Annotated in this window: 23 protein-coding genes and 2 pseudogenes; 10 read left to right on the top strand and 15 right to left on the bottom strand. The window is 46.1% G+C overall.

Going from position 1 to position 26,608, the window contains the following annotated elements:
• Positions 1-106: 106 nt before the first annotated feature.
• The 3 genes from ygeH to QUE34_RS17345 all read right to left on the bottom strand — a co-directional run bounded on the left by ygeH (position 107) and on the right by QUE34_RS17345 (position 3,027).
• A complete protein-coding gene (ygeH, locus tag QUE34_RS17355; RefSeq protein WP_103253741.1) occupies positions 107-1,483 on the bottom strand; it encodes a HilA family transcriptional regulator YgeH in 1,377 nt (458 codons plus the stop codon).
• A 334-nt stretch (positions 1,484-1,817) separates the two neighbouring features.
• Positions 1,818-2,309 carry a tetratricopeptide repeat protein gene (locus tag QUE34_RS17350; protein WP_000102383.1) on the bottom strand — a complete coding sequence of 164 codons (492 nt, stop codon included), beginning with the start codon at positions 2,307-2,309 and terminating at the stop codon, positions 1,818-1,820.
• A 226-nt stretch (positions 2,310-2,535) separates the two neighbouring features.
• A complete protein-coding gene (locus QUE34_RS17345; protein WP_039020558.1) occupies positions 2,536-3,027 on the bottom strand; it encodes a hypothetical protein in 492 nt (163 codons plus the stop codon).
• 430 nt (positions 3,028-3,457) lie between these two features.
• Here QUE34_RS17345 and yqeK point away from each other — a divergent pair, with 430 nt between their 5' ends.
• Together yqeK and QUE34_RS17335 are read left to right on the top strand one after the other, a co-directional pair.
• The gene (yqeK, locus tag QUE34_RS17340) at positions 3,458-3,883 is read left to right on the top strand and encodes a protein YqeK (RefSeq protein WP_000350603.1); all 426 of its coding nucleotides are present in this window, start codon (positions 3,458-3,460) and stop codon (positions 3,881-3,883) included.
• 35 nt (positions 3,884-3,918) lie between these two features.
• Positions 3,919-3,999, top strand: coding sequence for a hypothetical protein (locus QUE34_RS17335; RefSeq protein WP_072132081.1), 81 nt, complete (start codon positions 3,919-3,921; stop codon positions 3,997-3,999).
• Positions 4,000-4,031: 32 nt separating this feature from the next.
• Here the strand turns inward: QUE34_RS17335 and QUE34_RS17330 are convergent, their stop codons facing one another.
• The 6 genes and pseudogenes from QUE34_RS17330 to QUE34_RS17305 form a co-directional block, all read right to left on the bottom strand.
• Entirely contained in the window at positions 4,032-4,514 is a 483-nt protein-coding gene (locus QUE34_RS17330) for a YqeJ family protein (RefSeq protein WP_000568331.1), read from the bottom strand.
• The gene (locus QUE34_RS17325; RefSeq protein WP_103253743.1) at positions 4,507-5,316 is read right to left on the bottom strand and encodes a winged helix-turn-helix domain-containing protein; all 810 of its coding nucleotides are present in this window, start codon (positions 5,314-5,316) and stop codon (positions 4,507-4,509) included. Before QUE34_RS17325 ends, QUE34_RS17330 begins: the two co-directional genes overlap by 8 nt.
• 333 nt (positions 5,317-5,649) lie before the next feature.
• Positions 5,650-6,060: pseudogene (locus QUE34_RS17320) on the bottom strand (helix-turn-helix transcriptional regulator); the annotation flags it as partial.
• A gap of 12 nt (positions 6,061-6,072) precedes the next feature.
• Positions 6,073-7,301, bottom strand: a protein-coding gene (locus QUE34_RS17315; RefSeq protein ID WP_088895425.1) for an IS3-like element IS2 family transposase whose coding sequence is annotated in 2 segments (ribosomal slippage) — positions 6,073-6,986 and positions 6,986-7,301 — 1,230 coding nt in all. Because the reading frame shifts where the segments join, the coding sequence is not laid out codon by codon here.
• 92 nt (positions 7,302-7,393) lie between these two features.
• A pseudogene (locus tag QUE34_RS17310) lies at positions 7,394-7,618 on the bottom strand (helix-turn-helix transcriptional regulator); the annotation flags it as partial.
• A gap of 459 nt (positions 7,619-8,077) precedes the next feature.
• Entirely contained in the window at positions 8,078-9,307 is a 1,230-nt protein-coding gene (locus QUE34_RS17305; protein ID WP_103253744.1) for an amino acid permease, read from the bottom strand.
• A 254-nt stretch (positions 9,308-9,561) separates the two neighbouring features.
• On the opposite strand from QUE34_RS17305, the gene QUE34_RS17300 reads away from it, so the two are divergent.
• From QUE34_RS17300 to ygeA, 5 genes are all read left to right on the top strand, one after another.
• A complete protein-coding gene (locus tag QUE34_RS17300; RefSeq protein WP_286338977.1) occupies positions 9,562-10,743 on the top strand; it encodes an acetyl-CoA C-acetyltransferase in 1,182 nt (393 codons plus the stop codon).
• Positions 10,744-11,029: 286 nt separating this feature from the next.
• On the top strand, positions 11,030-11,866 hold the full coding sequence (gene kduI, locus QUE34_RS17295; RefSeq protein WP_000383251.1) for a 5-dehydro-4-deoxy-D-glucuronate isomerase: 837 nt from the start codon (positions 11,030-11,032) through the stop codon (positions 11,864-11,866).
• Between the two features lie 29 nt (positions 11,867-11,895).
• Complete coding sequence (gene kduD / locus QUE34_RS17290; RefSeq protein ID WP_000603531.1) at positions 11,896-12,657, top strand: 2-dehydro-3-deoxy-D-gluconate 5-dehydrogenase KduD; 762 nt, start codon at positions 11,896-11,898, stop codon at positions 12,655-12,657.
• 314 nt (positions 12,658-12,971) lie between these two features.
• Positions 12,972-14,390 (top strand): arabinose-proton symporter AraE, encoded by a 1,419-nt coding sequence (araE, locus tag QUE34_RS17285; RefSeq protein ID WP_286338864.1) that lies wholly within the window; start codon positions 12,972-12,974, stop codon positions 14,388-14,390.
• Positions 14,391-14,518: 128 nt separating this feature from the next.
• Positions 14,519-15,211 (top strand): amino acid racemase, encoded by a 693-nt coding sequence (ygeA, locus tag QUE34_RS17280; RefSeq protein WP_000848650.1) that lies wholly within the window; start codon positions 14,519-14,521, stop codon positions 15,209-15,211.
• Here ygeA and lysR read toward each other — a convergent pair.
• Positions 15,198-16,133 (bottom strand): DNA-binding transcriptional regulator LysR, encoded by a 936-nt coding sequence (lysR, locus tag QUE34_RS17275; protein WP_039020555.1) that lies wholly within the window; start codon positions 16,131-16,133, stop codon positions 15,198-15,200. The two genes, ygeA and lysR, sit on opposite strands and share 14 nt — an antisense overlap.
• 121 nt (positions 16,134-16,254) lie before the next feature.
• On the opposite strand from lysR, the gene lysA reads away from it, so the two are divergent.
• Positions 16,255-17,517, top strand: a complete 1,263-nt coding sequence (gene lysA / locus QUE34_RS17270) for a diaminopimelate decarboxylase (protein WP_103253745.1) — start codon at positions 16,255-16,257, stop codon at positions 17,515-17,517.
• A 6-nt stretch (positions 17,518-17,523) separates the two neighbouring features.
• On the opposite strand, the gene galR is transcribed toward lysA, so the two are convergent.
• Complete coding sequence (gene galR, locus QUE34_RS17265; RefSeq protein WP_000201041.1) at positions 17,524-18,555, bottom strand: HTH-type transcriptional regulator GalR; 1,032 nt, start codon at positions 18,553-18,555, stop codon at positions 17,524-17,526.
• Positions 18,556-19,140: 585 nt separating this feature from the next.
• On the opposite strand from galR, the gene aas reads away from it, so the two are divergent.
• Together aas and lplT are read left to right on the top strand one after the other, a co-directional pair.
• Positions 19,141-21,300, top strand: coding sequence for a bifunctional acyl-ACP--phospholipid O-acyltransferase/long-chain-fatty-acid--ACP ligase (gene aas, locus QUE34_RS17260; protein ID WP_103253746.1), 2,160 nt, complete (start codon positions 19,141-19,143; stop codon positions 21,298-21,300).
• A complete protein-coding gene (gene lplT / locus QUE34_RS17255) occupies positions 21,293-22,486 on the top strand; it encodes a lysophospholipid transporter LplT (protein ID WP_000004624.1) in 1,194 nt (397 codons plus the stop codon). Before aas ends, lplT begins: the two co-directional genes overlap by 8 nt.
• Before the next feature lie 38 nt (positions 22,487-22,524).
• On the opposite strand, the gene QUE34_RS17250 is transcribed toward lplT, so the two are convergent.
• The 4 genes from QUE34_RS17250 to QUE34_RS17235 all read right to left on the bottom strand — a co-directional run bounded on the left by QUE34_RS17250 (position 22,525) and on the right by QUE34_RS17235 (position 26,555).
• Positions 22,525-24,180, bottom strand: coding sequence for a DUF4139 domain-containing protein (locus QUE34_RS17250; protein WP_103253747.1), 1,656 nt, complete (start codon positions 24,178-24,180; stop codon positions 22,525-22,527).
• 157 nt (positions 24,181-24,337) lie between these two features.
• Positions 24,338-25,378: an NADP(H)-dependent aldo-keto reductase gene (locus QUE34_RS17245; RefSeq protein WP_001199299.1), complete on the bottom strand. Its 1,041-nt coding sequence runs from the start codon at positions 25,376-25,378 to the stop codon at positions 24,338-24,340.
• 107 nt (positions 25,379-25,485) lie between these two features.
• A complete protein-coding gene (gene ygdR / locus QUE34_RS17240) occupies positions 25,486-25,704 on the bottom strand; it encodes a lipoprotein YgdR (protein WP_000758655.1) in 219 nt (72 codons plus the stop codon).
• Positions 25,705-25,841: 137 nt separating this feature from the next.
• A complete protein-coding gene (locus tag QUE34_RS17235) occupies positions 25,842-26,555 on the bottom strand; it encodes a TerC family protein (RefSeq protein WP_000895624.1) in 714 nt (237 codons plus the stop codon).
• Positions 26,556-26,608 lie beyond the last annotated feature (53 nt).

Below are 26,608 nucleotides of genomic sequence, written 5' to 3'. Positions count from 1 at the left end.
TATTTGATATATATTGCAATAAGGTAAATATCTTAGATATTTTCATCTCTGCTGTTTAAATAACTAGCTGCATACATCTAAACAATAAAATTGCGACAATAAAGATTTATCGCATACAAATTCTCGTCAGTTGCTTTAGTTTCAAAATGTTGTCAATTATAACTCGATGGCTTTCACTCGAAGTTTCTTTATAGTAGCGTTTCATGTTGCTTTTGAGCGGGTTAGGCACATACATATCTACACACTCTTTTATCACGACTGCTTTTCGTCTTCTGGGTTCGAGTTGTAGTGATTTGTCTATACAAATCCTTGCCTCTTCAATTCTTTCATTATGAAAGTTGACAAGTGCTCTATAGTAGTAGAGAGAGGCTATATCAGTTGTGTTTATCTTAGCCTGTTCAAATAAGATATGAGATACTTTTGCTTGTCCAGACAGGCCAGTTATCAGTCCCATAATAGCTAAAATTTTTCCATCGACATTGGTTATGTCTGATACATAATGTAAAAGCTCTAATGCTTTTTGAGCAGCAAGTTCAAGTTCATATTTTCCATGAAGTGCCAAAGACATATGGCATTCCGCTAGCAGACAATAACATTCTGTTTTTAGCGTCTGTATATCACTTTTATTTTGTAATCCATCAAATATAGTCATAGCCCTGTAAATGCTTTCAGGAGTAAACTCGTAAAGTTCTTTCTTACCAGCCAACAGTTCATCTGATAAATAATGATTCTTGTAACCTTGATCCGGTTTAGCTAATCTTACAGAACGCTCTGGATTATGTACCGTTTGAAGGATATTATCTATAATAAATTGTGATGTGTTATGTAGTTCATCAACAGGAAGATGATTACTGGCGATGAGGAAAAGATTTTTAGCGTCGATCAGTTCAATATATAAAGTTTTCACTGCGTTATTCTGGTTTATTCTTCCTGTAACGAAATAATCTGGCTTGAATCTTCTCAAAAATGAATTTTGCGATATGTGATCATTACAAAAATTTGTCGCAGCCATCGGATAGGTATAAAGGCCCTCGATTTTTTTATTTGAAATGTTTTGCACTAATTCCTGATTAAGTATTAATGGATCCAGGGTATTCAATGAAGTGGTGAAAGGAAATATAGCTATGGCATAGTCTGAAGTGTTATCTTCATTTATTCTAGTTTTGAAAACCTGTCCACTGAAACGATAACCTTTCCGGTAGATTGTTTCTATGCAACGATCATAGCCAATTTTTTCAAAAATGCAGCGCAAAGAATAGATACATCTTGTCAGGGACTCGTCACTTACAATAATATTTTTCCATACTGATTCGATGATCATATCTTTCAGGACAACATGACCAGCGGATTCAAGTAATACGATCAATACTCCTAACTCTTTCGGTGGAATATAAATTTGCTCATTTCCTTGAGTAAGAATTCCATCTTCCGTGAGCGTTAATCCCTCAAGAAAATGATATGAGAATTTATTTTCTAAGTCCATTAGTTAACCTCTATGAAAAAATTGGTTTCTTGCATCCTGCATAAGCAATAGAAATAGTGGCTATTCATATTTATGTGTCATTAATGCTATAGGAGTTTACATTCGACATATCTATGGTTGTGTTCACTAATTTATCTTAGGAATTCAGTGATGTAATCTGAAATAGCCTTATTCAATTTTGATAAAATAGATTGTTCTCTAACGCGTTGAAAAATAATAATTTATAGTGTGTTCTTAACTGTTTTAAGATGTTGATTTAAGAAAACATAAGAGAAGCTGGTCATAGTGGTTAACTGCACTATAACCAGCAATTTTAACCAAATGATTGTAATGCTTAGCCATTATCTTCTGAATTATCAGTTAAGAGTTCAATATATGCCTGCGCTTTGCTCTTAACACTTTCATCCTCACAATTGTTAATAATATGATAGAAACATTGCATTGCGTTATCGATATTTTTAGCCCCAATTTGACATTGACCCATACGATAAATAACTGAATAGTCATCATACGGGGAGTAATTGTAACTTAGTTTGTAAAGGTCATATGCTTGTTGATATTTCTTTTTTGACTGGCATACTGATGCAAAACCTTTTAGATATTCATGATTTTCGAACGCATAAATGCACAGAAATTTATAATAAATTTCTGCGTCCGTTATGTTACCTTTTTCATGGTAGTCGAATGCATATGCATATATTCTATCAAGGATATCAGGAGTCAATCCATGTAGTAATGCCAGATTTTCTCCTTGCGATAATGCGTGTTTTAGTTGACTTGCCCATTCATCACTGTTATTGAATATTTCAAGTGTATCTGTGCTCATAATATTCCTCTGTGATGTGTTTCGTGATGCTAAATTATTATTGATTGACTCATTAATTTTTTTTGTATTTATCTTTTTTGAATTATGAGTTTTAAGCTTGCATTGCTTATGGGTATATTGGTTCATTATTAGTAAAAATACTGACCACTATAAACCAATAATGTCATTAGTTGTTTTCTAATATTCACCTTATTAGTTATCTTATTTACGATATTTCATAAATGCCTTAATATGCATGACCTTGATTCATATTATCAATTTCCATTTTTTCGATGAAAATTAAAAAGGGGATTTTTGCGAAGGGTAGTAAGTCGTCTGGTTTTTTTTCTTTATTATGTCTGATGACGAGGGGGGATAGTACGTCGGTGCATATAGTAGAGAATTTATTCAGGTCTAAATTATTCTCTATTTTGGCCAGTTTTATGAGTTCATTTGTAGCCATACTCATTAAATCATCTGTTATCGGAAATTTATATATGCTCATAGCAGATAATATTGCTTGCTGAATTATTTCTTCAGAAATATCCGCTATCTTTATTGACAAATCATGTGTTAGATATTTTCCTCCAAGAGATTCTTGTTCAATATAATTTAAACCAGACCTCATCGTAATTTTAACTGGATTCACGAATTTCTCTTCGTTTTTCTTATTTTTGTTCTCCTGATCAGGAACTAATGGTTGCAGTGGTAGGCTATTATTAATATTTCGTGGCTTCATTTTACATTTCTCTCATTTGATTAGAGCAAAATCCGAATTCGCAGCTTCTGATAATGTCAAATATCACCTTTTCTAATGCTTTATTCTATCAAAAATCGCTCATTTTTACTTTTTTTACCATAATGTTACTTAGTAGCATCGGCAATTTACATAACTTACATGTTGTTTTTTATATCCTGAAAAAACAGATAGATAGTGTGCACACTCGAAATGATATTGGTAACATAAATAGCTTTATTCGTGACAAACATCTCAAAAGATTTCCTTTTATTATTTTTGAAATTCATTTGATCAAGGTTATCACCTTATGGAGACGTTACGTAGAATGACTATATTTGTTATCGGCACATTAGGGGTATTAAATTTAGTATTGATGGAAGGTGATTATTGAACAGTAACATCGAGTCACGGTAAAAATGTGAGGTATATAATGGACATTGAGTTTTCGCAGATTCATGAAATGGTCTATATGCATGATATTGTAAATTCGGACTCGAAAAAGAAACCAAGGATTCCGTTAAAAAAATTCCTTAATGCTGAGAAGGTTCTCACGCAAACAACATCATGGGCACTAAATTCAAGATATGTGAATGTTAATTCTGTCAGTAAAGTCAACGTAAAGAGTAAAGTTAAAAACAGTTATATCTCACGATCTGTCAATGATGAGTTTAGTTTAACAGATGATGAAATCAATTCTTTTAAAGAAACGTTAGTCCTTTCCTCTATTGATTCACTAAGTAAACTGGTTCTTAATAATCCTCTTTCTGTATTGTTTACATCGACTGTACGAAGGAATAATAATAGAGCTAAGATGAATGTTGAGTTCGACTCATGGATTTGCACCAGATGTTGTTGATACATGATATTTTACATTGCAAGGTGATGTCTAAAATGAAAGATGTTGATCAAAACTTTGATGCTTTATACTGGCATATACTACAAGCATATTTAATTTTATTGTTTTATGATTAACGAGGTTCCATCTTTTTGTTATCTATTTAAGTTTACCTTGCACAATGCATGATTGCTCTGTTACCAATACTCAAAATAAAAGCATGCTTACCTTGCTTTAGTATATTATAGCTTACACTTTTTTCTGGAAAGACATAAAAATCAGGAATAAGTTCTGCAAGTCTATCATCATCGACTTGATCCATGATCTCAAATTTATTAACTTTCTTTGATGTTAAATGGGCTGTGTCATAGTTTTCAATCCATGTGTATTCAATATTTCGCCGTATTGATTTACTTTCTCTGTTGCCTTGTTGCCAGGTTCCGCTCAACGCAACAGTTCCTGTTTTATTTTTTTGGTTATACATAAAGTCGATGGTAAGATTTGCTCGCCCCTTGTCATTAAAAATTACCCAATTTGCAGTGCATGTTTCATTATATATCATTTTTTCTGCAGTATAAGAGTAAACAATGAAGAGAATAAACCCACTGATGAAAACTAAAATAAATAATAAGTTTTTTTTATAATCAATCACGATTAACCTCACGGTAAGACAGGGTTAAACAGCCTGCCACTTCATGTTGGTTATAGTTTTTATTGCATGCCATAACAATCATCCTTGGTGAGGATTTTGCAAGAGGGAAGTATAACCACGGATATTTTTTACAGTTAATCCCCGAATCCAGTATCCGTGTCTTATATTTATCGAACTCTTTCAACCCATCAATTGTATCTTCTGTCACATTAAAATGGCAGCCATTAATTTCCGCAACAGTCTTGTAATCCTTGAAGAATGGCTTCGGTTGATTATTATTCCATAGCCAATGTGCAGAATATACGCCTATAGCAAATATGCTCAACATAATTAGATAACTTTTTATATGTTTGAGGATTTTGTTATTGAAATTGTTTGCGCTACCAATGCTCTCATTGTACCCCGCATTACCTTTTACGGCAGGTGGGGTATTGTGTGTATGTGCGTCTGTTGAAGAGTTTATTGCATGATTTTGTATGTTAATGTCATTATGAATCTTGAATCCTCTTCTCGGCACGGTTGCAATAAGCGAGTGGGTGGTATCACCAACAGCGCGAAATCCGCGTCTGATAATGGATATGTTCTGATATAACGTGTTAGTTGGCACACGCATACCTTCTTCTTCCCAGACTCTGGTGAAAAAATCTTGTTGTGCAACCACATCAGGAAAAGCTTCAAGTAGAAGTGATAAACAACGACTGGCTGGCGTTGTCAGAACGACGTTAAGATCGGCGTTATGTACCGATATTAATTTTCGGTGCTCAGGCCAGAACTCGATATTATCGTTAATAATCCAGTACATACGTCAATAGACACTAAATCAATCGAAATGGAAATCACATAGTTTGCTAAGTATATTGGTATTTACGGCATAAATATATATTAATTTTATATTTATCATAATGATTGAAATGAGGCTTTAATGTCGCAACGTAAAACTTTACGTAAATTAACATGATTAACATTTACGCCACTATTGTTTGTAAATTCATATTTCGTAATGCTTCTGAATTTTTCGTGTGATGGTTTTAAATACCATGTTGTTTACTCTTGGGGTTACTGCTTATTTATAAAATACGGGCATTTCAATAGATGCCCGTATAAGCAGAGTATGATTCTGGCAGATTGTTGAGTATCAATGTTGGACCGAATGTGAACGAATAAATAACTCGTTTATTTTACCACCCATTCTCTTTTCGATTCGTTGCTTGTACGCGTAGATGCTACGGATATCCATATCCAGAACTTCAGCAATCTGATATGGATTATAACCAGAAACCATATACCCCATTATGGTGAATTCCATCTGAGTTAATGTGTTCCCTCTGGTAAATGATAAATAACGACCAATAAATAGTTGTCTGATCTTTTCATTGGCAACATCAAGACCATCATCATTATATATGACAGCAGATATTGCAGAGTTGTGTTTTCGCCAGTAGTTAGCTAACGATTGCATATTGCGGTCGCTGACTAAAACAATCCCCATGTCAGTACTTGCAAGATAGTCAATCCAGTCTTTTTCAAGGAATAGACGTAAAAAACTTTGGATTTGCCCCTATATTTCCAGACATCTGTTATCACTTAACCCATTACAAGCCCGCTGCCGCAGATATTCCCGTGGCGAGCGATAACCCAGCGCACTATGCGGATGCCATTCGTTATAATGCTCGAACGCCTCTGCAAGGTTCTTTGCTGCCGTTAACCCGTCTGGTTTGGGCATGATACTGATGTAGTCACGCTTTATCGTTTTCACGAAGCTCTCTGCTATTCCGTTACTCTCCGGACTCCGCACCGCCGTGTTCTTCGGTTCAAGTCCCAACATCCGGGCGAACTGGCGTGTTTCATTAGCCCGGTAGCATGAACCATTATCCGTCAGCCACTCCACTGGAGACGACGGAAGATCGTTGCCGAAGCGGCGTTCCACCGCTCCCAGCATGACGTCCTGTACTGTTTCACTGTTGAAGCCGCCAGTAGTCACCGCCCAGTGCAGTGCCTCACGATCACAGCAGTCCAGCGCGAACGTGACACGCAGTCTCTCTCCGTTATCACAGCAGAACTCGAACCCGTCAGAGCACCATCGCTGATTGCTTTCTTTCACGGCCACTCTGCCTGTATGTGCCCGTTTCGATGGCGGTACAGCAGGTTTTCGCTCAAGCAACAGCGCATTCTGGCGCATGATCCGGTAAACACGTTTGGCATTGATCGCAGGCATACCATCAAGTTCTGCCTGTCTGCGAAGCAGCGCCCATACCCGACGATAACCATACGTGGGCAGCTCTCCGATAACATGGTGTATACGGAGAAGCACATCCGTATCATCAGTGTGACGACTGCGGCGGCCATCCATCCAGTCATCGGTTCGTCTGAGAATGACGTGCAACTGCGCACGCGACACCCGGAGACAACGGCTGACTAAGCTTACTCCCCATCCCCGGGCAATAAGGGCGCGTGCGCTATCCACTTTTTTGCCCGTCCATATTCAACGGCTTCTTTGAGGAGTTCATTTTCCATCGTTTTCTTGCCGAGCAGGCGCTGGAGTTCTTTAATCTGCTTCATGGCGGCAGCAAGTTCAGAGGCAGGAACAACCTGTTCTCCGGCGGCGACAGCAGTAAGACTTCCTTCCTGGTATTGCTTACGCCAGAGAAATAACTGGCTGGCTGCTACACCATGTTGCCGGGCAACGAGGGAGACCGTCATCCCCGGTTCAAAGCTCTGCTGAACAATTGCGATCTTTTCCTGTGTGGTACGCCGTCTGCGTTTCTCCGGCCCTAAGACATCAATCATCTGTTCTCCAATGACTAGTCTAAAAACTAGTATTAAGACTATCACTTATTTAAGTGATACTGGTTGTCTGGAGATTCAGGGGGCCAGTCTAAACTTACTGAAAAATCGACAAAAATATATCCGCTTAATCTCGCATTGTGGTTTTTTGTTAAGATACCTTCCACCACACCACGATTAAAATATGAACTTTCTTCGGGCCACATACAAAAACACGAGTTTGCGCAATACTGCAAACGCGGTGACTCTTCTGGCATTATTTGGCAATGCATTGAGCAACTATTGCATGTAAGACTTTTATAACGACTACAAAGCCCCATGTTAAGAACCTCCCTATCCGTATATAATTGCATAATTTCATTGGTTATTGATGATGTCAATACACCATGATTTTGTAATTTTGCTGGGAAAAATTGCGATTAATCTGTATTTGCTATAATTCTGAGTAAGGCATTTAAAAATGCATTTCTCGTTATCAAATATGATTATGTTTCACTGATTTAATCTTGCATGGTTGAGAACGGTCCAGATAACTATCTCATGGTATAAGAATATCTATATCGCAAATTGTTTTTGAATGACCAGAAGATATCTTGCGAATCTAAGTTATGCATCTTAAATAGTCTTATTTAAGATGTTCAGATCTCTTTGTGTGTTTAACTAACTGATAATACTAGGATATGACGAGAGAAGTGATAGAGCGGAATAATAACAAATGAACATTATGAAAACTGGAATGGTTCAAAATTGTAGCAATTTTGAACCATTCACAACGGATATTAGCTAAAGAACATTACCGATACGCACAGGATACCCACGATCAGCGTAATCAGATTTCCGATGGAACGCCAGGGTTTAAGCGCCGGGATGAGATATGTTGACAGCGTAGGCATGATGAAAAGTATCATGGCAATGAGCGGGCCGCTGATCGCGTAAATCATCGAAATCGCGTTCGGGTTAATGCAACAAACAAAGAAGGTAATGAGCGATACCAACATAATTGATAGTGCGCGGTTAAATGCACGACTTTTCTTTACACCAACCTGCTGTAGTGTTGTTTTGACGACCTCCGTGGCACCTTCAATAACGCCAAAGTACGTACCCAGGAATGATTTCGACATCGCAACTACTGCGACAATAATCCCGGAAATTGACAACCATGCTGGGGCGTTCGGCAGCATAGAAAGCGCCGATAAAATGGTAACCCCTTCTTCTTTAGCCGCTTCAATATACGAAGGTGGAATAGAAAGCAGGCAGCTAAAGACAAAGAACAGTACACTTATGCAGATGATGAGATAAGCGACTTTCATAATTTTTTTGCATTTATCCATAGCGTGTTCGCCATATTTTTCACGTCTGTCTATGGCAAACGTAGAAATAATGGGCGTATGGCTAAAGGCGAAAACCATCACGGGAATCGATATCCATATCTGGTGAAGGGTATTCTGATTGAACTCTACCTGGGTAGTTAATAGATCAGGTTGCCAACTACCGACCAGGTAAATAGATAGAAATAAGAAATAGGCAATCAATGGGAATACCAAAAATCCCATTACCCGAATAGTGGCATGGCGTCCCATCAGAAAAATGAGATTCAGAATTAATACAACACCCAGACTCACCAACATACGGATGCGAAGATCAATAACCATATGCTTTGCCAGCTGTTCCGTAAGTGAGTTGGTAATTGCCACGGCATATATCAACACGACGACAAAAAAGGCGATGAAGTACAGCGTGGTAATCAGATTACCAATCTTCTTGCCATAGTAGTGTGTTACCGCGCCCGTTATCCCTTCACCTGCTGATGTTTTTGATGAGAGGATGAATTGGCATAAGGCTTTATGTGGCCAATATGTTAAAGGCCAGGCGACCAGAGCAGTAATAAACAGGACCACAGCCCCTGCCGAACCTAACTGAATAGGAAGGAAGAGCGTGCCTGCACCAACGGCTGTGCCGTAGAGTGCGAAACTCCACAGAGTTTCTTCTTTTGACCAAATCTTAGACATTATTTGAACGTATCATCTACAAATTAAACAAAATGGAGGGCAATTTACCATAAACCAGGTTCAGTATGGGAGATTAACGCCATATCTACCCCTCTATTGGTGGGTTAGTGGTTGCAAACCTTACGTGCCAGTTATGTCTCTGAGTGCTGGTCAGGCGTATTTCCTTTGTGATAAAAATCACTTTTTTTAAACAATTAAGATAACTGTAATTAACAATCATTTACTATTGCACTGTCAATTGGTGCGAGGTTGTGATGAAAGACGTTGTGATTGTCGGGGCGTTACGGACACCTATCGGCTGTTTTCGTGGTGCGTTAGCGGGTCATTCCGCCGTGGAACTTGGCAGCCTGGTCGTGAAAGCGTTAATAGAACGTACCGGTGTTTCTGCATATGCGGTGGATGAAGTGATTCTTGGTCAGGTGTTGACTGCAGGGGCAGGGCAAAATCCGGCAAGGCAATCGGCTATTAAAGGTGGTCTTCCTAACAGCGTTTCTGCAATCACTATTAATGACGTTTGCGGTTCCGGGCTTAAAGCACTGCATCTGGCTACTCAGGCGATCCAGTGTGGCGAGGCGGATATTGTCATCGCCGGTGGCCAGGAAAACATGAGCCGCGCACCACACGTTCTTACAGATAGCCGCACCGGTGCACAGCTTGGCAATAGCCAGTTGGTTGATAGTCTGGTGCATGACGGCTTGTGGGATGCCTTCAATGATTATCATATTGGTGTCACCGCCGAAAATCTGGCTCGCGAATATGGCATCAGCCGTCAGTTGCAGGATGCTTACGCACTTAGCTCGCAACAAAAAGCGCGAGCGGCGATTGACGCCGGACGATTTAAAGATGAAATCGTCCCGGTAATGACCCAAAGTAACGGTCAGGCGTTGGTTGTTGATACCGATGAACAGCCACGCACTGACGCCAGTGCAGAAGGCTTGGCCCGTTTAAATCCTTCATTTGATAGTCTCGGTTCTGTGACAACGGGTAATGCATCATCCATAAACGATGGCGCAGCTGCGGTAATGATGATGAGCGAAGCCAAAGCGCGAGCGTTGAATTTACCCGTGCTTGCCCGCATTCGCGCATTTGCCAGCGTTGGTGTAGATCCGGCATTAATGGGAATTGCGCCGGTGTATGCGACACGCCGTTGCCTGGAACGTGTCGGCTGGCAGTTGGCTGATGTCGATCTTATTGAGGCTAATGAAGCGTTTGCTGCTCAGGCGCTTTCGGTTGGCAAGATGCTTGAATGGGATGAGCGTCGGGTCAATGTTAATGGTGGCGCGATCGCGCTCGGTCACCCAATAGGCGCGTCCGGTTGCCGAATCCTGGTTTCTCTGGTTCATGAAATGGTGAAACGTAATGCCCGCAAAGGACTGGCTACGCTTTGTATCGGCGGGGGCCAGGGCGTGGCATTGACCATTGAACGTGACGAATAGCTCTGCATTTCCTCCTTACCGATAAATATCAGCCGTCATTAATCTGTTGAATAATGGTGGCTGGCGAGTCGACATACATTTTCAGGGCTCCCTGATTTTTCCATTCTCATGACATATTCGTGATCGACACTGCACTTTTTTCAGTCCTTACCTTAAAAATGAAACATTGTTTTATTTTTAATTGAAAACCCTATCCCGTGGGCATATCATCCCCTTATAGAGAAAACGAAACAGCGTTTCACTATCGTTTTCTATTTTCACGCTTCACTGATTATCGGAGGTTGATGTGGACGTAAGACAGAGCATCCACAGTGCGCATGCAAAAACGCTGGATACCCAGGGGTTGCGCAATGAATTTTTGGTTGAAAAGGTATTTGTCGCCGATGAGTACACCATGGTTTACAGCCACATTGACCGTATTATTGTTGGCGGCATTATGCCGGTAACTAAAACGGTTTCCGTTGGCGGGGAAGTTGGTAAACAACTCGGGGTAAGCTATTTCCTGGAACGTCGCGAGCTAGGTGTTATCAATATTGGCGGTGCCGGTACGATTACCGTCGATGGTCAATGCTATGAAATCGGTCACCGCGAAGCCCTGTATGTTGGTAAAGGCGCAAAAGAAGTTGTCTTTGCCAGTATTGATACCGCTACTCCGGCGAAGTTTTATTACAATTGCGCACCTGCGCATACGACGTATCCCACCAAAAAAGTCACACCGGACGAAGTATCTCCAGTCACGTTAGGCGATAACCTCACCAGCAACCGTCGCACGATTAACAAATATTTTGTCCCGGATGTGCTGGAAACCTGCCAATTGAGTATGGGGCTGACGGAGCTGGCTCCGGGTAACTTGTGGAACACCATGCCGTGTCACACCCACGAGCGCCGGATGGAAGTTTATTTCTATTTCAATATGGATGATGACGCCTGCGTTTTCCACATGATGGGGCAGCCGCAAGAAACGCGTCATATTGTGATGCATAACGAGCAGGCGGTGATCTCCCCGAGCTGGTCGATCCATTCCGGTGTCGGAACCAAAGCTTATACCTTTATCTGGGGCATGGTCGGTGAAAACCAGGTCTTTGATGATATGGACCATGTGGCCGTTAAAGATTTGCGCTAGTTGTGGGCATAAACGAATAAGGTATTGTTATGATTTTAAGTGCATTTTCTCTCGAAGGTAAAGTTGCGGTCGTCACTGGTTGTGATACTGGACTGGGTCAGGGGATGGCGTTGGGGCTGGCGCAAGCGGGCTGTGACATTGTTGGCATTAACATCGTTGAACCGACTGAAACCGTCAAGCAGGTCACGGCGCTGGGGCGTCGTTTTTTAAGCCTGACCGCCGATCTGCGAAAGATTGATGGTATTCCTGGACTGCTGGATCGCGCGGTAGCTGAGTTTGGTCATATTGATATCCTGGTGAATAACGCCGGATTGATTCGGCGCGAAGATGCTCTCGAGTTCAGCGAAAAAGACTGGGACGATGTCATGAACCTGAATATCAAGAGCGTATTCTTCATGTCTCAGGCAGCGGCGAAACACTTTATCGCACAAGGCAATGGCGGCAAGATTATCAATATCGCGTCAATGCTCTCCTTCCAGGGCGGGATCCGTGTGCCTTCTTATACCGCATCAAAAAGCGGCGTGATGGGCGTGACGCGATTGATGGCGAATGAATGGGCTAAACACAACATTAATGTTAATGCGATAGCTCCGGGTTACATGGCGACCAACAATACTCAACAACTACGGGCAGATGAACAACGTAGCGCGGAAATTCTCGACCGCATTCCAGCTGGCCGTTGGGGACTGCCGAGTGACCTGATGGGGCCGGTAGTGTTTCTTGCCTCCAGTGCTTCAGATTATGTGAATGGTTATACCATTGCCGTGGATGGCGGTTGGCTGGCTCGTTAATCCATTCTTCTTACTTTTATGACCCTGCCGCATGGCAGGGTTTTTTATACCTGTAGATCATCATAATCCATATCATGGTTATGAAATAATCCATATCAATTATCAATTAGTGAACTTTATGAATTTTATCTGCTTTAAAATTAGTTGGTTAATAATAATCTCAATAATTCAACTTAATTTGAAAATTGGAATATCCATCACATAACGACATGTCGCAGCAATTTAATCCATATTTATGCTATTTCCGACCTGACACCTGTGTGAATTGTTCACGTATTTTTTCACTATGTCTTACTCTCTGCTGGCAGGAAAAAATGGTTACTATCAATACGGAATCTGCTTTAACGCCACGTTCTTTGCGGGATACGCGGCGTATGAATATGTTTGTTTCGGTAGCTGCTGCGGTCGCAGGATTGTTATTTGGTCTTGATATCGGCGTAATCGCCGGAGCCTTGCCGTTCATTACCGATCACTTTGTGCTGACCAGCCGTTTGCAGGAATGGGTGGTTAGTAGCATGATGCTCGGCGCAGCAATTGGTGCGCTGTTTAATGGGTGGCTGTCGTTCCGCCTGGGGCGTAAATACAGCCTGATGGCGGGGGCTATCCTTTTTGTGCTCGGTTCGATAGGGTCCGCTTTTGCGACCAGCGTAGAGATGTTAATCGCCGCTCGTGTGGTGCTGGGCATTGCTGTCGGGATCGCGTCTTACACCGCTCCTCTGTATCTTTCTGAAATGGCAAGTGAAAACGTTCGCGGTAAGATGATCAGTATGTACCAGTTGATGGTCACACTCGGCATCGTGCTGGCGTTTTTATCCGATACAGCGTTCAGTTATAGCGGTAACTGGCGCGCAATGTTGGGGGTTCTTGCTTTACCAGCAGTCCTGCTGATTATTCTGGTGGTCTTCCTGCCAAATAGCCCGCGCTGGCTGGCGGAAAAGGGGCGTCATATTGAGGCGGAAGAAGTGTTGCGTATGCTGCGCGATACGTCGGAAAAAGCGCGAGAAGAACTCAACGAAATTCGTGAAAGCCTGAAGTTAAAACAGGGCGGTTGGGCACTGTTTAAGATCAACCGTAACGTCCGTCGTGCTGTGTTTCTCGGTATGTTGTTGCAGGCGATGCAGCAGTTTACCGGTATGAACATCATCATGTACTACGCGCCGCGTATCTTCAAAATGGCGGGCTTTACGACCACAGAACAACAGATGATTGCGACTCTGGTCGTAGGGCTGACCTTTATGTTCGCCACCTTCATTGCGGTCTTTACGGTAGATAAAGCAGGGCGTAAGCCGGCTCTGAAAATTGGTTTCAGCGTGATGGCGTTAGGCACTCTGGTGCTGGGTTACTGCCTGATGCAGTTTGAGAACGGTACGGCTTCCAGTGGCTTGTCCTGGCTCTCTGTTGGCATGACGATGATGTGTATTGCCGGTTATGCGATGAGCGCCGCGCCAGTGGTGTGGATCCTGTGCTCTGAAATTCAGCCGCTGAAATGCCGCGATTTTGGCATCACCTGCTCAACGACGACAAACTGGGTGTCGAATATGATTATCGGCGCGACCTTCCTGACACTGCTTGATAGCATTGGCGCTGCCGGTACGTTCTGGCTCTACACTGCGCTGAACATTGCGTTTGTGGGCATCACTTTCTGGCTCATTCCGGAAACCAAAAATGTCACGCTGGAACATATCGAACGCAAACTGATGGCAGGCGAGAAGTTGAGAAATATCGGCGTCTGATTTCACGGGCCGGATGTGCTGTACATCCGGCCCTTTTTTCGTTAATAGAGATTGGGCACCTGGCCGTTGAGGCGTTTGTCTCGTTCCTTATTCAGCCTTGTTGCGGTAACACACATCAGGAGAGAGGAATGAAAACAATTGGTTTGCTGGGAGGAATGAGTTGGGAATCCACTATTCCTTATTATCGTCTGATTAATGAAGGTATTAAACAGCGGCTTGGTGGGCTTCACTCTGCGCAAGTGCTGCTACATAGCGTCGATTTTCATGAAATAGAAGAGTGCCAGCGTCGCGGCGAGTGGGACAAAACCGGGGATATTCTGGCTGAGGCGGCGCTTGGCTTACAGCGGGCGGGCGCAGAAGGCATTGTGTTATGTACCAACACGATGCACAAAGTGGCGGATGCCATTGAGTCTCGTTGCTCTCTGCCTTTCTTACATATAGCGGATGCCACTGGACGTGCAATTATCCGGGCTGGGATGACTCGTGTGGCGCTGCTGGGTACGCGTTACACCATGGAACAGGATTTTTATCGCGGGCGGCTGACGGAACAATTTTCCATCAACTGTCTCATTCCTGAAGCGGATGAACGGGCGAAAATTAATCAGATTATTTTTGAAGAACTGTGTCTGGGGCAATTTACCGAAGCGTCACGCACTTATTATGCGCAAGTGATTGCTCGCCTTGCAGAACAGGGCGCACAGGGTGTCATTTTTGGCTGTACGGAAATTGGTTTACTGGTGCCAGACGAGCGCAGTGTTCTGCCTGTGTTTGATACCGCGGCGATCCATGCCGAGGATGCTGTCGCTTTTATGCTGTCGTAGCTGACGACAAAATAGCGTCAAGAGAAGTGACCAGTTTCGGTAATCCCGCTTGTAAATGCTCACTAAACGCCTGAACCAGCGCTGATGACGGGCGGTGCAGGGGGCGGATCAGGCTGACGGTGAACGGAACCGCAATACTGAACCGCCGCACTACTAAACCGCTTGCCGCATAATCCAGTGCGGTGAGCGGGTTAACCACCGAAACACCTACCCCCGCCCGTACCATTGCGCAGACTGACGCGGCGCTGTGGGTTTCTACGATCATGCGTCGTTTAACCTGATTCTCAGTAAACAATTGATCCAGCAACTGGCGATAGCTGTCAGTACGGGAAAGGCTGATGTAGTTCTCACCCTGAAAATCATCCGGCGTTAATACCTTTTTTACCGCCAGCGGATGACCCGGAGGTAACACACACACTTCATCTAAAGAGAGTAATTCGGTACGTTCTGTTCCCGCAGGCGTATGGAGCGTTTCAGTGAGTCCTAAATCATGACGCTGGGCCGAGAGCCACTCTTCAAGTAGCGGTGATTCCTGGGGCACGATGTTTAAGCTGACATCGGGATAACGTGCCAGAAAGGGTTGCAGGAGCTGCGGTAAAAAAGATTGCGAAAAGACCGGCAGGCAGGCAATAGACAGTTCTCCCTGGCGAAACTCGCGCAGACTTTCTGCGGCACTGACAATGCGATCCAGTCCGTACCAGGATCGTTGCACTTCTTCAAACAGACGCAGTCCTTGCACGGTAGGATGTAATCGTCCACGTATGCGCTCAAACAATTTCAGCCCGATCACCTTCTCAAAGCGCGCCAGTTCGCGGCTGACGGTTGGCTGTGAGGTGTGTAGCAGGTGTGCTGCCTCAGTCAGGCTTCCGGCGGTCATTACCGCATGAAAAATTTCAATATGACGTAAGTTAACGGCAGCCATTAGCGCTCTCTCGCAATCCGGTAATCCATATCATTTTTGCATAGACTCGACATAAATCGATATTTTTTATTCTTTTTATGATGTGGCGTAATCATAAAAAAGCACTTATCTGGAGTTTGTTATGCCACATTCACTGTTCAGCACCGATACCGACCTCACCGCCGAAAATCTGCTGCGTTTGCCCGCAGAATTTGGCTGCCCGGTGTGGGTCTACGATGCGCAAATTATTCGTCGGCAGATTGCAGCGCTAAAACAGTTTGATGTGGTGCGCTTCGCACAGAAAGCCTGTTCCAATATTCATATTTTGCGCTTAATGCGTGAGCAGGGCGTAAAAGTGGATTCCGTCTCGTTAGGCGAAATAGAGCGTGCACTGGTGGCGGGTTACAATCCGCAAACGCACCCCGATGATATTGTTTTTACGGCAGATGTTATCGATCAGGCGACGATTGAACGCGTCAGTGAATTGCAAATTCCGGTGAATGCGGGTTCTGTTGATATGCTCGACCAACTGGGTCAGGTTTCGCCAGGGCATCGGGTATGGCTGCGTGTTAATCCGGGGTTTGGTCACGGGCATAGCCAAAAAACCAATACCGGTGGCGAAAACAGCAAGCACGGTATCTGGTATACCGACCTGCCCGCCGCACTGGAAGTGATACAACGTCATCATCTGCAGCTGGTCGGTGTTCACATGCATATTGGTTCCGGCGTTGATTACGCACATCTGGAGCAGGTGTGTGGTGCTATGGTGCGTCAGGTCATCGAATTTGGTCAGGATTTACAGGCTATTTCTGCGGGCGGTGGGCTTTCTATTCCTTATCAACAGGGTGAAGAGGCGGTTGATACCGAACATTATTATGGTCTGTGGAATGCCGCGCGTGAGCAAATCGCCCGCCATTTGGGCCATCCTGTGAAACTGGAAATTGAACCGGGTCGCTTTCTGGTAGCGCAGGCTGGCGTATTAATTACTCAAGTGCGGAGCGTCAAACAAATGGGTAGCCGCCACTTTGTGCTGGTTGATGCCGGGTTCAACGATCTGATGCGCCCGGCAATGTACGGTAGTTACCACCATATCAGTGCCCTGGCATCTGATGGTCGTTCTCTGGAACACGCACCAACGGTGGAAACCGTCGTCGCCGGACCGTTATGTGAATCGGGCGATGTCTTTACCCAGCAGGAAGGGGGAAATGTTGAAACCCGCGCCTTGCCGGAAGTGAAGGCGGGTGATTATCTGGTACTGCATGATACGGGGGCATATGGCGCATCAATGTCATCCAACTACAACAGCCGTCCGCTGTTACCAGAAGTTCTGTTTGATAATGGTCAGGCGCGGTTGATTCGCCGTCGCCAGACCATTGAAGAATTACTGGCGCTGGAATTGCTTTAACTGCGGTTAGTCGCTGGTTGCATGATGACTTGCCTCCAGCGACGGAGTTGACACTGAATGGCGACGTACCAGCGTCGGACTAAAGACATTAGTGATTTCCGGGAGAGGGCGATTATCAGCCAGCGCCAAAGCCAGTTCGGCAGCCTGGGTCGCCATCGTCACGATTGGGTAACGCACGGTGGTCAGACGCGGGCGCACATAGCGTGACACCAGCACATCATCAAAGCCAATTAACGAAATCTCACCCGGTACATCAATACCATTATCATTGAGAACGCCCATCGCGCCCGCTGCCATTGAATCGTTATAACAGGCTACCGCAGTGAAATTTCTTCCTCGCCCCAAAAGCTCGGTCATTGCCTGTTCGCCGCCGCTTTCGTCCGGTTCGCCAAACGTCACCAGCCGATCATTGGCCGGAATACCACTTTCAGCGAGGGCATCGTAATAACCCTGCAGACGATCTTCGGCGTCAGAAATAGAGTGGTTAGAGCACAAATAACCAATGCGGGTATGACCTTGTTGAATTAGATGACGCGTTGCCAGCCAGGCACCGTAACGGTCGTCCAGAGCAATACAACGGTTTTCAAAGCCAGGCAGGATACGGTTGATCAGCACCATACCGGGCATTTGTTTCATTAATGAGGCTAAGTCGGCATCCGGGATCATTTTGGCATGGACGACCAGCGCAGCGCAGCGATGGCGGATCAGTTGCTCAATGGCCTGACGCTCTTTTTGCTCGTTGTGGTAACCGTTGCCAATCAATAAGAAATTACCGGTGTGATAAGCCACCTGTTCGACCGCTTTCACCATTGCACCGAAAAACGGATCGGAAACATCACCAACGACCAGACCGATCGTTTCAGTGGTCTGCTGCGCCAGCGCACGGGCGTTGGCGTTCGGGTGATAGCTAAGAGACTCCATTGCACTATGCACAGCCAGTCGGGAAGCTTCGCTGGCTTTGGGTGAATTATTAATGACGCGGGAAACGGTGGCGACTGAAACGCCTGCCAGTCGGGCTACATCCTTTATGGTCGCCATGAAAATACCTTAGTGGGTAAACGCTTACATTCTGTCAGTGTTACGGAAAATACCTGTTGGTTCAAGTGGCGACGTGTTTTCATCGTGGGAATGTGAGCCAAACGCAAATAAATAAGACAAAAAAAGAGATTGCAAACCTTTGGTTACACTTTGCGAAACGCTGTTGCGATTGACCGCTGGTTGCGTTTGGCTTCAGGTTGCTAAAGTGGTGGTCCCAGAGGTATTGATAGGTGAAGTCAACTTCGGGTTGAGCACATGAATTACACCAGCCTGCGCAGATGCGCAGGTTTTTTTTTGCCGGTCATCAATCTGTAACAGTAACCGACAATTTACACACCTCGTTGCATTTCCCTTCATTCCTTTGCGTTTTCTCGCTGGCGAAGAGTCGTCGTGCAGACCACAATCAAGATCCCAGAGGTATTGATTGGTGAGATTATTCGGTACGCTCTTCGTACCCTGTCTCTTGCACCAACCTGCGCGGATGCGCAGGTTTTTTTTCGCACCTAATTTACTGTCGCTCGCGTTCTTTATCTCGTGTAATCTCCCTCCATTCGCTTTTACTGAATCAGAGCAAAGGGAGTTGGAATGCTTTTAAGCTTTTTTCGAAATTTGTGCCGTGTTTTGTATCGCGTTCGCGTTACGGGTGACACCCAGGCACTGAAGGGCGAGCGCGTTCTAATTACGCCTAATCACGTCTCTTTTATTGATGGCATTTTGCTTGGACTGTTTTTACCCGTACGTCCGGTATTTGCCGTTTACACCTCAATAAGCCAACAGTGGTATATGCGTTGGCTGAAATCATTTATCGACTTTGTTCCTCTCGACCCGACGCAACCTATGGCGATTAAACATCTGGTACGTCTGGTGGAACAGGGCCGTCCGGTGGTGATTTTCCCTGAAGGACGAATCACCACCACTGGCTCGCTGATGAAAATCTACGATGGCGCGGGTTTTGTCGCGGCGAAGTCTGGTGCAACGGTTATTCCTGTGCGTATTGAAGGGGCGGAACTTACGCACTTCAGCCGCCTGAAAGGCCTGGTTAAACGTCGCTTGTTCCCGCAAATTACGCTGCATATTTTGCCACCAACGCAGGTGGAGATGCCGGATGCGCCGCGTGCCCGTGACCGTCGCAAAAACGCTGGCGAAATGCTGCATCAAATAATGATGGAAGCGCGTATGGCGGTGCGCCCGCGTGAAACGCTGTACGAATCTTTACTGAGCGCAATGTACCGCTTCGGAGCCGGGAAGAAATGTGTCGAAGACGTCAACTTTACCCCAGACTCCTATCGCAAATTGCTTACGAAAACGCTGTTTGTTGGACGCATCCTTGAAAAATACAGTGTTGAAGGCGAACGCATCGGCTTAATGCTGCCCAATGCAGGCATCAGTGCGGCAGTGATTTTTGGGGCCATCGCCCGTCGCCGCATTCCTGCAATGATGAACTACACCGCCGGGGTAAAAGGGCTGACCAGTGCTATTACGGCGGCTGAAATCAAAACCATCTTCACTTCCCGCCAGTTTCTCGATAAAGGCAAACTCTGGCATCTGCCGGAGCAACTTACTCAGGTACGCTGGGTCTATCTGGAAGATTTAAAAGCAGATGTCACCACTGCCGACAAAATGTGGATCTTCGCTCATTTGCTGATGCCGCGTCTGGCACAGGTAAAACAGCAGCCGGAAGAAGAGGCGCTGATCCTCTTTACCTCCGGTTCTGAAGGCCATCCGAAAGGCGTCGTCCATAGCCATAAAAGCATCCTGGCAAACGTCGAGCAGATTAAAACAATTGCCGACTTCACTACCAACGATCGTTTTATGTCGGCGTTACCGCTGTTTCATTCCTTTGGGCTGACGGTAGGCCTGTTTACGCCCCTGCTCACAGGTGCAGAAGTGTTCCTTTATCCAAGCCCGCTGCATTACCGTATTGTGCCGGAGTTGGTGTATGACCGCAGTTGCACCGTGTTGTTCGGTACCTCCACTTTCCTCGGTCACTACGCGCGTTTCGCCAACCCGTATGACTTCTACCGTCTACGCTATGTGGTGGCAGGCGCAGAAAAACTACAAGAAAGTACCAAACAGCTTTGGCAGGATAAATTTGGCCTGCGCATCCTTGAAGGCTACGGTGTGACCGAGTGCGCGCCTGTCGTTTCCATCAACGTACCGATGGCGGCGAAACCCGGTACGGTAGGGCGTATTCTACCAGGAATGGATGCGCGCCTGTTGTCGGTTACTGGTATCGAAGAGGGCGGACGCCTGCAACTGAAAGGGCCGAACATAATGAACGGCTATCTCCGGGTGGAGAAGCCAGGTGTACTGGAAGTGCCCACCGCCGAGAATGTTCGCGGCGAAATGGAGCGCGGCTGGTATGACACTGGCGATATTGTGCGTTTCGACGAGCAGGGCTTTGTGCAGATTCAGGGCCGCGCAAAACGCTTTGCCAAAATTGCAGGCGAAATGGTATCGCTGGAAATGGTGGAACAACTGGCAATTGGTGTTTCGCCAGATAAAGTCCATGCCACTGCGATTAAGAGCGATGCCAGCAAAGGCGAGGCGCTGGTGCTTTTCACCACAGATAACGAACTGACGCGCGATAAGTTACAACAGTATGCCCGCGAGCACGGCGTGCCGGAGCTTGCTGTACCGCGCGATATTCGCTATCTGAAACAGATGCCATTACTTGGCAGCGGCAAACCTGACTTTGTCACGTTGAAAAGCTGGGTAGACGAAGCGGAACAACACGATGAGTGAGTCAGTGCACACTAACACTTCGTTGTGGTCGAAGGGGATGAAAGCGGTTATCGTGGCGCAGTTTCTCTCTGCGTTTGGCGATAACGCGCTGCTGTTTGCCACTTTGGCGTTACTGAAAGCGCAGTTCTATCCGGAGTGGAGCCAGCCCATCCTGCAAATGGTGTTTGTAGGTGCTTACATTCTGTTTGCGCCGTTTGTCGGGCAGGTGGCGGATAGCTTCGCCAAAGGCCGGGTGATGATGTTTGCCAACGGCCTGAAGCTGCTGGGCGCAGCCAGTATCTGCTTTGGTATCAATCCATTTCTCGGCTATACGCTGGTGGGTGTTGGTGCTGCAGCCTATTCACCGGCGAAATACGGTATTCTCGGCGAATTAACCACGGGTAGTAAGTTAGTGAAAGCTAACGGTTTAATGGAAGCGTCTACCATAGCGGCGATTTTGCTCGGTTCCGTAGCCGGTGGTGTACTGGCTGACTGGCATGTCCTGGTCGCCCTGGCCGCATGCGCACTGGCCTACGGTGGTGCGGTCGTTGCCAATATCTACATTCCTAAACTGGCGGCGGCGCGTCCGGGGCAGTCCTGGAATCTCATCAGCATGACCCGCAGTTTCCTGAATGCCTGCACATCGCTATGGCGCAATGGTGAAACGCGTTTTTCGCTGGTGGGTACCAGTTTATTCTGGGGAGCGGGTGTCACGTTGCGTTTCCTGTTGGTGCTGTGGGTACCGGTGGCGCTGGGTATTACCGATAACGCTACGCCCACCTATCTCAACGCGATGGTAGCGATTGGTATCGTGGTTGGCGCAGGTGCGGCAGCGAAGCTGGTTACGCTGGAAACCGTGTCACGCTGTATGCCTGCCGGGATTTTGATTGGCGTGGTGGTACTGATTTTCTCCCTGCAACACGAGCTGCTGCCAGCCTATGCCTTGTTGATGCTGATTGGCGTGCTGGGGGGCTTTTTTGTCGTTCCGCTCAATGCGTTGCTACAGGAACGGGGTAAAAAAAGCGTCGGGGCGGGGAATGCAATTGCAGTACAAAACCTTGGCGAAAACAGCGCCATGTTGTTGATGCTGGGCATTTACTCGCTGGCGGTAATGGTAGGCATCCCGGTCGTGCCCATTGGCATTGGCTTCGGTGCGCTATTTGCGCTGGCAATAACGGCGCTGTGGATCTGGCAGCGCCGTCATTAAGCTTTCACCAGATGGCATATTCAGCCATCTGGTGAAGATCACATTCCCGAAGGGTGCATACCTTTCGGATACTTCACGCTGTATGAGAATGGCAGACTCACGTTCTCTTTGCCTGACAGTTTCAGCGTCCAGGACAGTTCACCCGTTTTCGCATCAAACTGTGCCTGGCCATATTGCATTTTTTCCACCGTAATATCACTGTTAGCACTGACTGGGATCTGGTCGAGTAGAGTGATATCCACCGCTTCGCCGTAGCTGTTCTTTACATTGAGGGTGTAACTGAAGTTGCGTACCGCGCTGTCGTTAAAGATAGATAACGCATTCTCTTTTTTGAGTACGGCTTTACGCTGAATAATCAGCTTAGGATCGCGGTTAAGCTGAATATCCAGCGACTTACCATCTTCTGGCGGCTGCAAATAGCCCACGCCGGTACGGTTGTTACCAAAGAAGATCTGACTTTCGCCGGGGATTAAATTTAACTGTTCCCACTCTTTAATTTGCACCTGGAGATACGCGTCATTACTGATCTTCGGAATAGCAAAGAAGCGATATTTACCGCTGACCGACTCTTCCTTAATGACCACCGTGCGCGCGGTATTATCGCTGTCGATTTGCCACGGCAGCGAAAGCGCATAGCGGACATTTTGCGCAGTGAAACTTTCTGGTCGAGCCGAAGCTGGCACTGCCTGTTCGGCATACTTGCGCCCGGCTTGTCGCTCCCTTGTTTTTTGCATCTCTGCCTTCAGGGTTTTCTGCAATTCTGAGGCATCCTGGTTAGACGAATATTCCGAACGCTGTTCCATCACGGGTGATGCTGAAAGCGAGCCGCTTACACCACCATACTCCGGAACATCCACATACAGGGTTTCCAGGTGTGGCAACGTAAGATGAGTATCAGGTTCACTGGTCGAGAGCACGAGATTAACGCCTTTCCAGGGCAACCCCGTATACTGGCGAATATTAGCCTTGTAAACCAGACGCAGCGGCTGGTTTATGGCAGTGGCGTGAATATCATAGATCGGCGTCCAGGTAGCATCAGGGGTCATATAACGTACCACCGCTTTCGCTGTGACGGCTTTTGGGGCATAGACCTTAGCGATAATAACCTGCGGATCATTGGCTGCCACCGAATCGCCGTTACTCATGCTCTCGCGTTGCTCCAGCTTTTCAATTTCAAGCTGCTTATCAGCAAGTTTCTGCGTCAACTCATTGTCGACTTGTAATAACTCACCATTTTTCTCTTTCACCATTTGCAGATACTTGCCAACTTCGGCGGCACTTTTATTGGTTAATGTGCTATTTGCCTCTAATACCTTAATTTGAGCCGCGATATTGTTTTTCTCGGCGGTCAGTTTTGCCTGTTCCACCTTTGCTGCTTTTAACTGTTGCTGAATATCTGACGGCAGCGCATTCGGCTGTGTTTCCATTAGCGCGATACGTGAGGAAAGCACCGTCACTCCGTTATCGATAGAAATGGCGATGCTGTCGTCGGTTACTGAATTGGCGATATTAGTAAAGATAATTTCGCTTTCACCTGCCGGTAAGTGGAGTATCTCTTCACCTTGCAGGCTGGCACCATGCAGATAAACAGTGACGTCTTTAAGTGTTAGCGGTTGGGTTACCTGCGCCCCCCAAGCGGAGGACAGGCACCCGGTAAGCAACATGGCGAGGGGAATAGGTTTGAAAATCAACATGGTTATCCTTAACAATGGGCACAGACATTGAAACGCGCGCTGGCGTTGACCAAAAGAGTCTATTGCGCTTTGTCAGGAAAGATGCGGAGAAAAGTAGTGAATATATTCTGAAAAGTGGAGAAAAGAGACGCCTGGTGCAAAACACCAGGCGAAAGGATCACGGTGCCGGATAAGTATAAACCTGATGTACCGCTTCAATTTCAGCTAATACGTCTTCGCTTAACTCCAGATGCAAACTTTCGACGTTAGTTTTCAGCTGCTCCATCGTGGTTGCGCCCAGCAGAGTGCTGGCAACAAACGGTTGACGGCGTACAAAAGCGAGCGCCATCTGAGCAGGATCCAGGCCATGACGTCTGGCGATATCGACATACGCCGCGACGGCTTTTTGCGTTTGCTCACCGCTATAGCGAGTGAAGCGGCTAAAGAGCGTATTACGTGCGCCAGCAGGTTTTGCACCGTTGAGGTATTTCCCGGTCAGCGTGCCGAAACCCAGACACGAATAGGCCAGCAGCTCGACCCCTTCATACTGGCTGACTTCTGCCAGACCCACTTCAAAACTGCGGTTTAACAGACTGTAGGGGTTCTGAATGGTGACAATACGCGGCAGATCGTGTTTGTCCGCCAGATGCAGGTAGCGCATTACGCCAAATGCAGTTTCGTTCGACACGCCGATATAACGAATTTTTCCCGCGCGTTGGTACTCTGCCAGTGCGTCCAGCGTATCCAGCAGCGAAACCGCAGGGGCAGAATCTGTCCAGCTATAACCGAGTTTGCCGAAGCAGTTGGTTGGGCGCTGCGGCCAGTGCACCTGATAAAGATCGAGGTAATCAGTCTGCAGGCGCTTGAGGCTGTCATGCAGAGCTTCGCGGATATTCTTCCGATCCAGCGCCTGATCCGGGCGGATGCCCTTGTCATTATTGCGCGACGGTCCGCTCACTTTGGAAGCGATAATTAACTTTTCGCGGCTGCCATGTTTTGCCAGCCAGTTACCGACGTAGGTTTCGGTTAACCCTTGCGTTTCGGGGCGCGGCGGCACTGGGTACATTTCGGCAACGTCGATAAGGTTAATGCCCTGAGCGACGGCATAGTCGAGTTGTGCGTGGGCGTCGGCTTCGCTGTTCTGTTCACCAAACGTCATCGTGCCAAGCCCCAGCGTGCTGACTTCCAGCGAACTGTGGGGTATACGGTGATATTGCATAGCCGTTTCCTTTTTATAATCACGACATAAGGAATATAAAAATGGCAGAGGGAAGGGAAAAGGGAAAGCGAAAAATCTTAAGGCCAGCCGGATGCTGACCTTATTTTTTAACGTTCAATAATTTGCGAAACATCATCACGGTTAATTTGCATCGCGTTACCTTGCTGATCGTGATAACTCACCAGCCCGGTATCATCATCAATTTCAGGTTTTCCATCGGTCAAAATCATACGGCCATCTTTGGTCGCCATGACGTAATCACTGGAACACCCGGAAACAGCAAACGCCAGTCCGACTGCAGAAATTATTACTGCCCATTTTTTCATCCGGTTATCCTCATTTGGCCCACCTATGATAATAGTCTTTTTATAAACCGACGTTATATATCTTGAAAGCAGGAAAATCTTAAACTGTGAGGGTAACAGGAGTGAGTACGCTCTCCTGCAGGAGAGCGTACGGAGTATCAGAGCGGATTCTTTTTGTTGCGAATCAGGTTGAGACTTTCAACCGCAATAGAGAAGAACATCGCGAAGTAGATGTAACCTTTCGGTACGTGGATGTCGAAACTTTCCAGAATCAGGGTAAAGCCCACCAGAATCAGGAAAGAGAGCGCCAGCATTTTTACCGAAGGATGGCGTTCGACAAAATCACCAATCGAGCGCGCGGCAAACATCATCACGCCTACGGCAATCACCACGGCTGCCATCATAATAAACAGGTGATCTGACAGACCCACAGCGGTAATCACCGAGTCGAGGCTGAAGATAATATCCAGCAGCATAATCTGCACGATAGCGCCGAGGAATGATGAAACGCGTGTTTTCAGCCCTTCTTCTTCACCTTCGATGGATTCGTGGATTTCCTTACTGGCTTTCCAGATAAGGAACAGACCTCCCAGCAGCAGAATCAAATCACGGGCGGAAATTTCCTGACTGAATATTGTAAAAAGCGGATTCGTCAGGCGCGTAACCCAGGCGATGGATGCCAGCAGCGCCAGACGCATAACCATGGCTCCCGCCAACCCCAGACGGCGCGCATGTGCACGTTGTGCTGTGGGGAGCTTTGCCACCACCAGAGAAAGAAAAATAATATTGTCGATCCCAAGAACGATCTCCAGCAGCGTCAGCGTACCGAGCGCAAGCCAGGCGTTAGGATCGGTTATCCATGCAAATAACATCTAAAAAGCCCTGCCAAAAAAATGAAGCGGTAATTATATGCCCGGAAAGCGGC

The organism is Escherichia sp. KS167_9B (assembly GCF_030295215.1).
GTDB lineage: Bacteria > Pseudomonadota > Gammaproteobacteria > Enterobacterales > Enterobacteriaceae > Escherichia > Escherichia coli_F.
Note: the sequence above shows the minus strand (reverse complement) of the source record. Positions and strands in the feature narration are given on the sequence as shown.

Excerpts from the sequence above, each read along its gene's own strand:
- ygeH (WP_103253741.1), bottom strand. The coding sequence starts at position 1,483 with ATGGACTTAGAAAATAAATTCTCATATCATTTTCTTGAGGGATTAACG.
- QUE34_RS17350 (WP_000102383.1), bottom strand. The coding sequence starts at position 2,309 with ATGAGCACAGATACACTTGAAATATTCAATAACAGTGATGAATGGGCA.
- QUE34_RS17345 (WP_039020558.1), bottom strand. The coding sequence starts at position 3,027 with ATGAAGCCACGAAATATTAATAATAGCCTACCACTGCAACCATTAGTT.
- yqeK (WP_000350603.1), top strand. The coding sequence starts at position 3,458 with ATGGACATTGAGTTTTCGCAGATTCATGAAATGGTCTATATGCATGAT.
- QUE34_RS17335 (WP_072132081.1), top strand. The coding sequence starts at position 3,919 with ATGAAAGATGTTGATCAAAACTTTGATGCTTTATACTGGCATATACTA.
- QUE34_RS17325 (WP_103253743.1), bottom strand. The coding sequence starts at position 5,316 with ATGTACTGGATTATTAACGATAATATCGAGTTCTGGCCTGAGCACCGA.
- QUE34_RS17305 (WP_103253744.1), bottom strand. The coding sequence starts at position 9,307 with ATGTCTAAGATTTGGTCAAAAGAAGAAACTCTGTGGAGTTTCGCACTC.
- QUE34_RS17300 (WP_286338977.1), top strand. The coding sequence starts at position 9,562 with ATGAAAGACGTTGTGATTGTCGGGGCGTTACGGACACCTATCGGCTGT.
- kduD (WP_000603531.1), top strand. The coding sequence starts at position 11,896 with ATGATTTTAAGTGCATTTTCTCTCGAAGGTAAAGTTGCGGTCGTCACT.
- araE (WP_286338864.1), top strand. The coding sequence starts at position 12,972 with ATGGTTACTATCAATACGGAATCTGCTTTAACGCCACGTTCTTTGCGG.
- ygeA (WP_000848650.1), top strand. The coding sequence starts at position 14,519 with ATGAAAACAATTGGTTTGCTGGGAGGAATGAGTTGGGAATCCACTATT.
- lysR (WP_039020555.1), bottom strand. The coding sequence starts at position 16,133 with ATGGCTGCCGTTAACTTACGTCATATTGAAATTTTTCATGCGGTAATG.
- lysA (WP_103253745.1), top strand. The coding sequence starts at position 16,255 with ATGCCACATTCACTGTTCAGCACCGATACCGACCTCACCGCCGAAAAT.
- galR (WP_000201041.1), bottom strand. The coding sequence starts at position 18,555 with ATGGCGACCATAAAGGATGTAGCCCGACTGGCAGGCGTTTCAGTCGCC.
- aas (WP_103253746.1), top strand. The coding sequence starts at position 19,141 with ATGCTTTTAAGCTTTTTTCGAAATTTGTGCCGTGTTTTGTATCGCGTT.
- lplT (WP_000004624.1), top strand. The coding sequence starts at position 21,293 with ATGAGTGAGTCAGTGCACACTAACACTTCGTTGTGGTCGAAGGGGATG.
- QUE34_RS17250 (WP_103253747.1), bottom strand. The coding sequence starts at position 24,180 with ATGTTGATTTTCAAACCTATTCCCCTCGCCATGTTGCTTACCGGGTGC.
- QUE34_RS17245 (WP_001199299.1), bottom strand. The coding sequence starts at position 25,378 with ATGCAATATCACCGTATACCCCACAGTTCGCTGGAAGTCAGCACGCTG.
- ygdR (WP_000758655.1), bottom strand. The coding sequence starts at position 25,704 with ATGAAAAAATGGGCAGTAATAATTTCTGCAGTCGGACTGGCGTTTGCT.
- QUE34_RS17235 (WP_000895624.1), bottom strand. The coding sequence starts at position 26,555 with ATGTTATTTGCATGGATAACCGATCCTAACGCCTGGCTTGCGCTCGGT.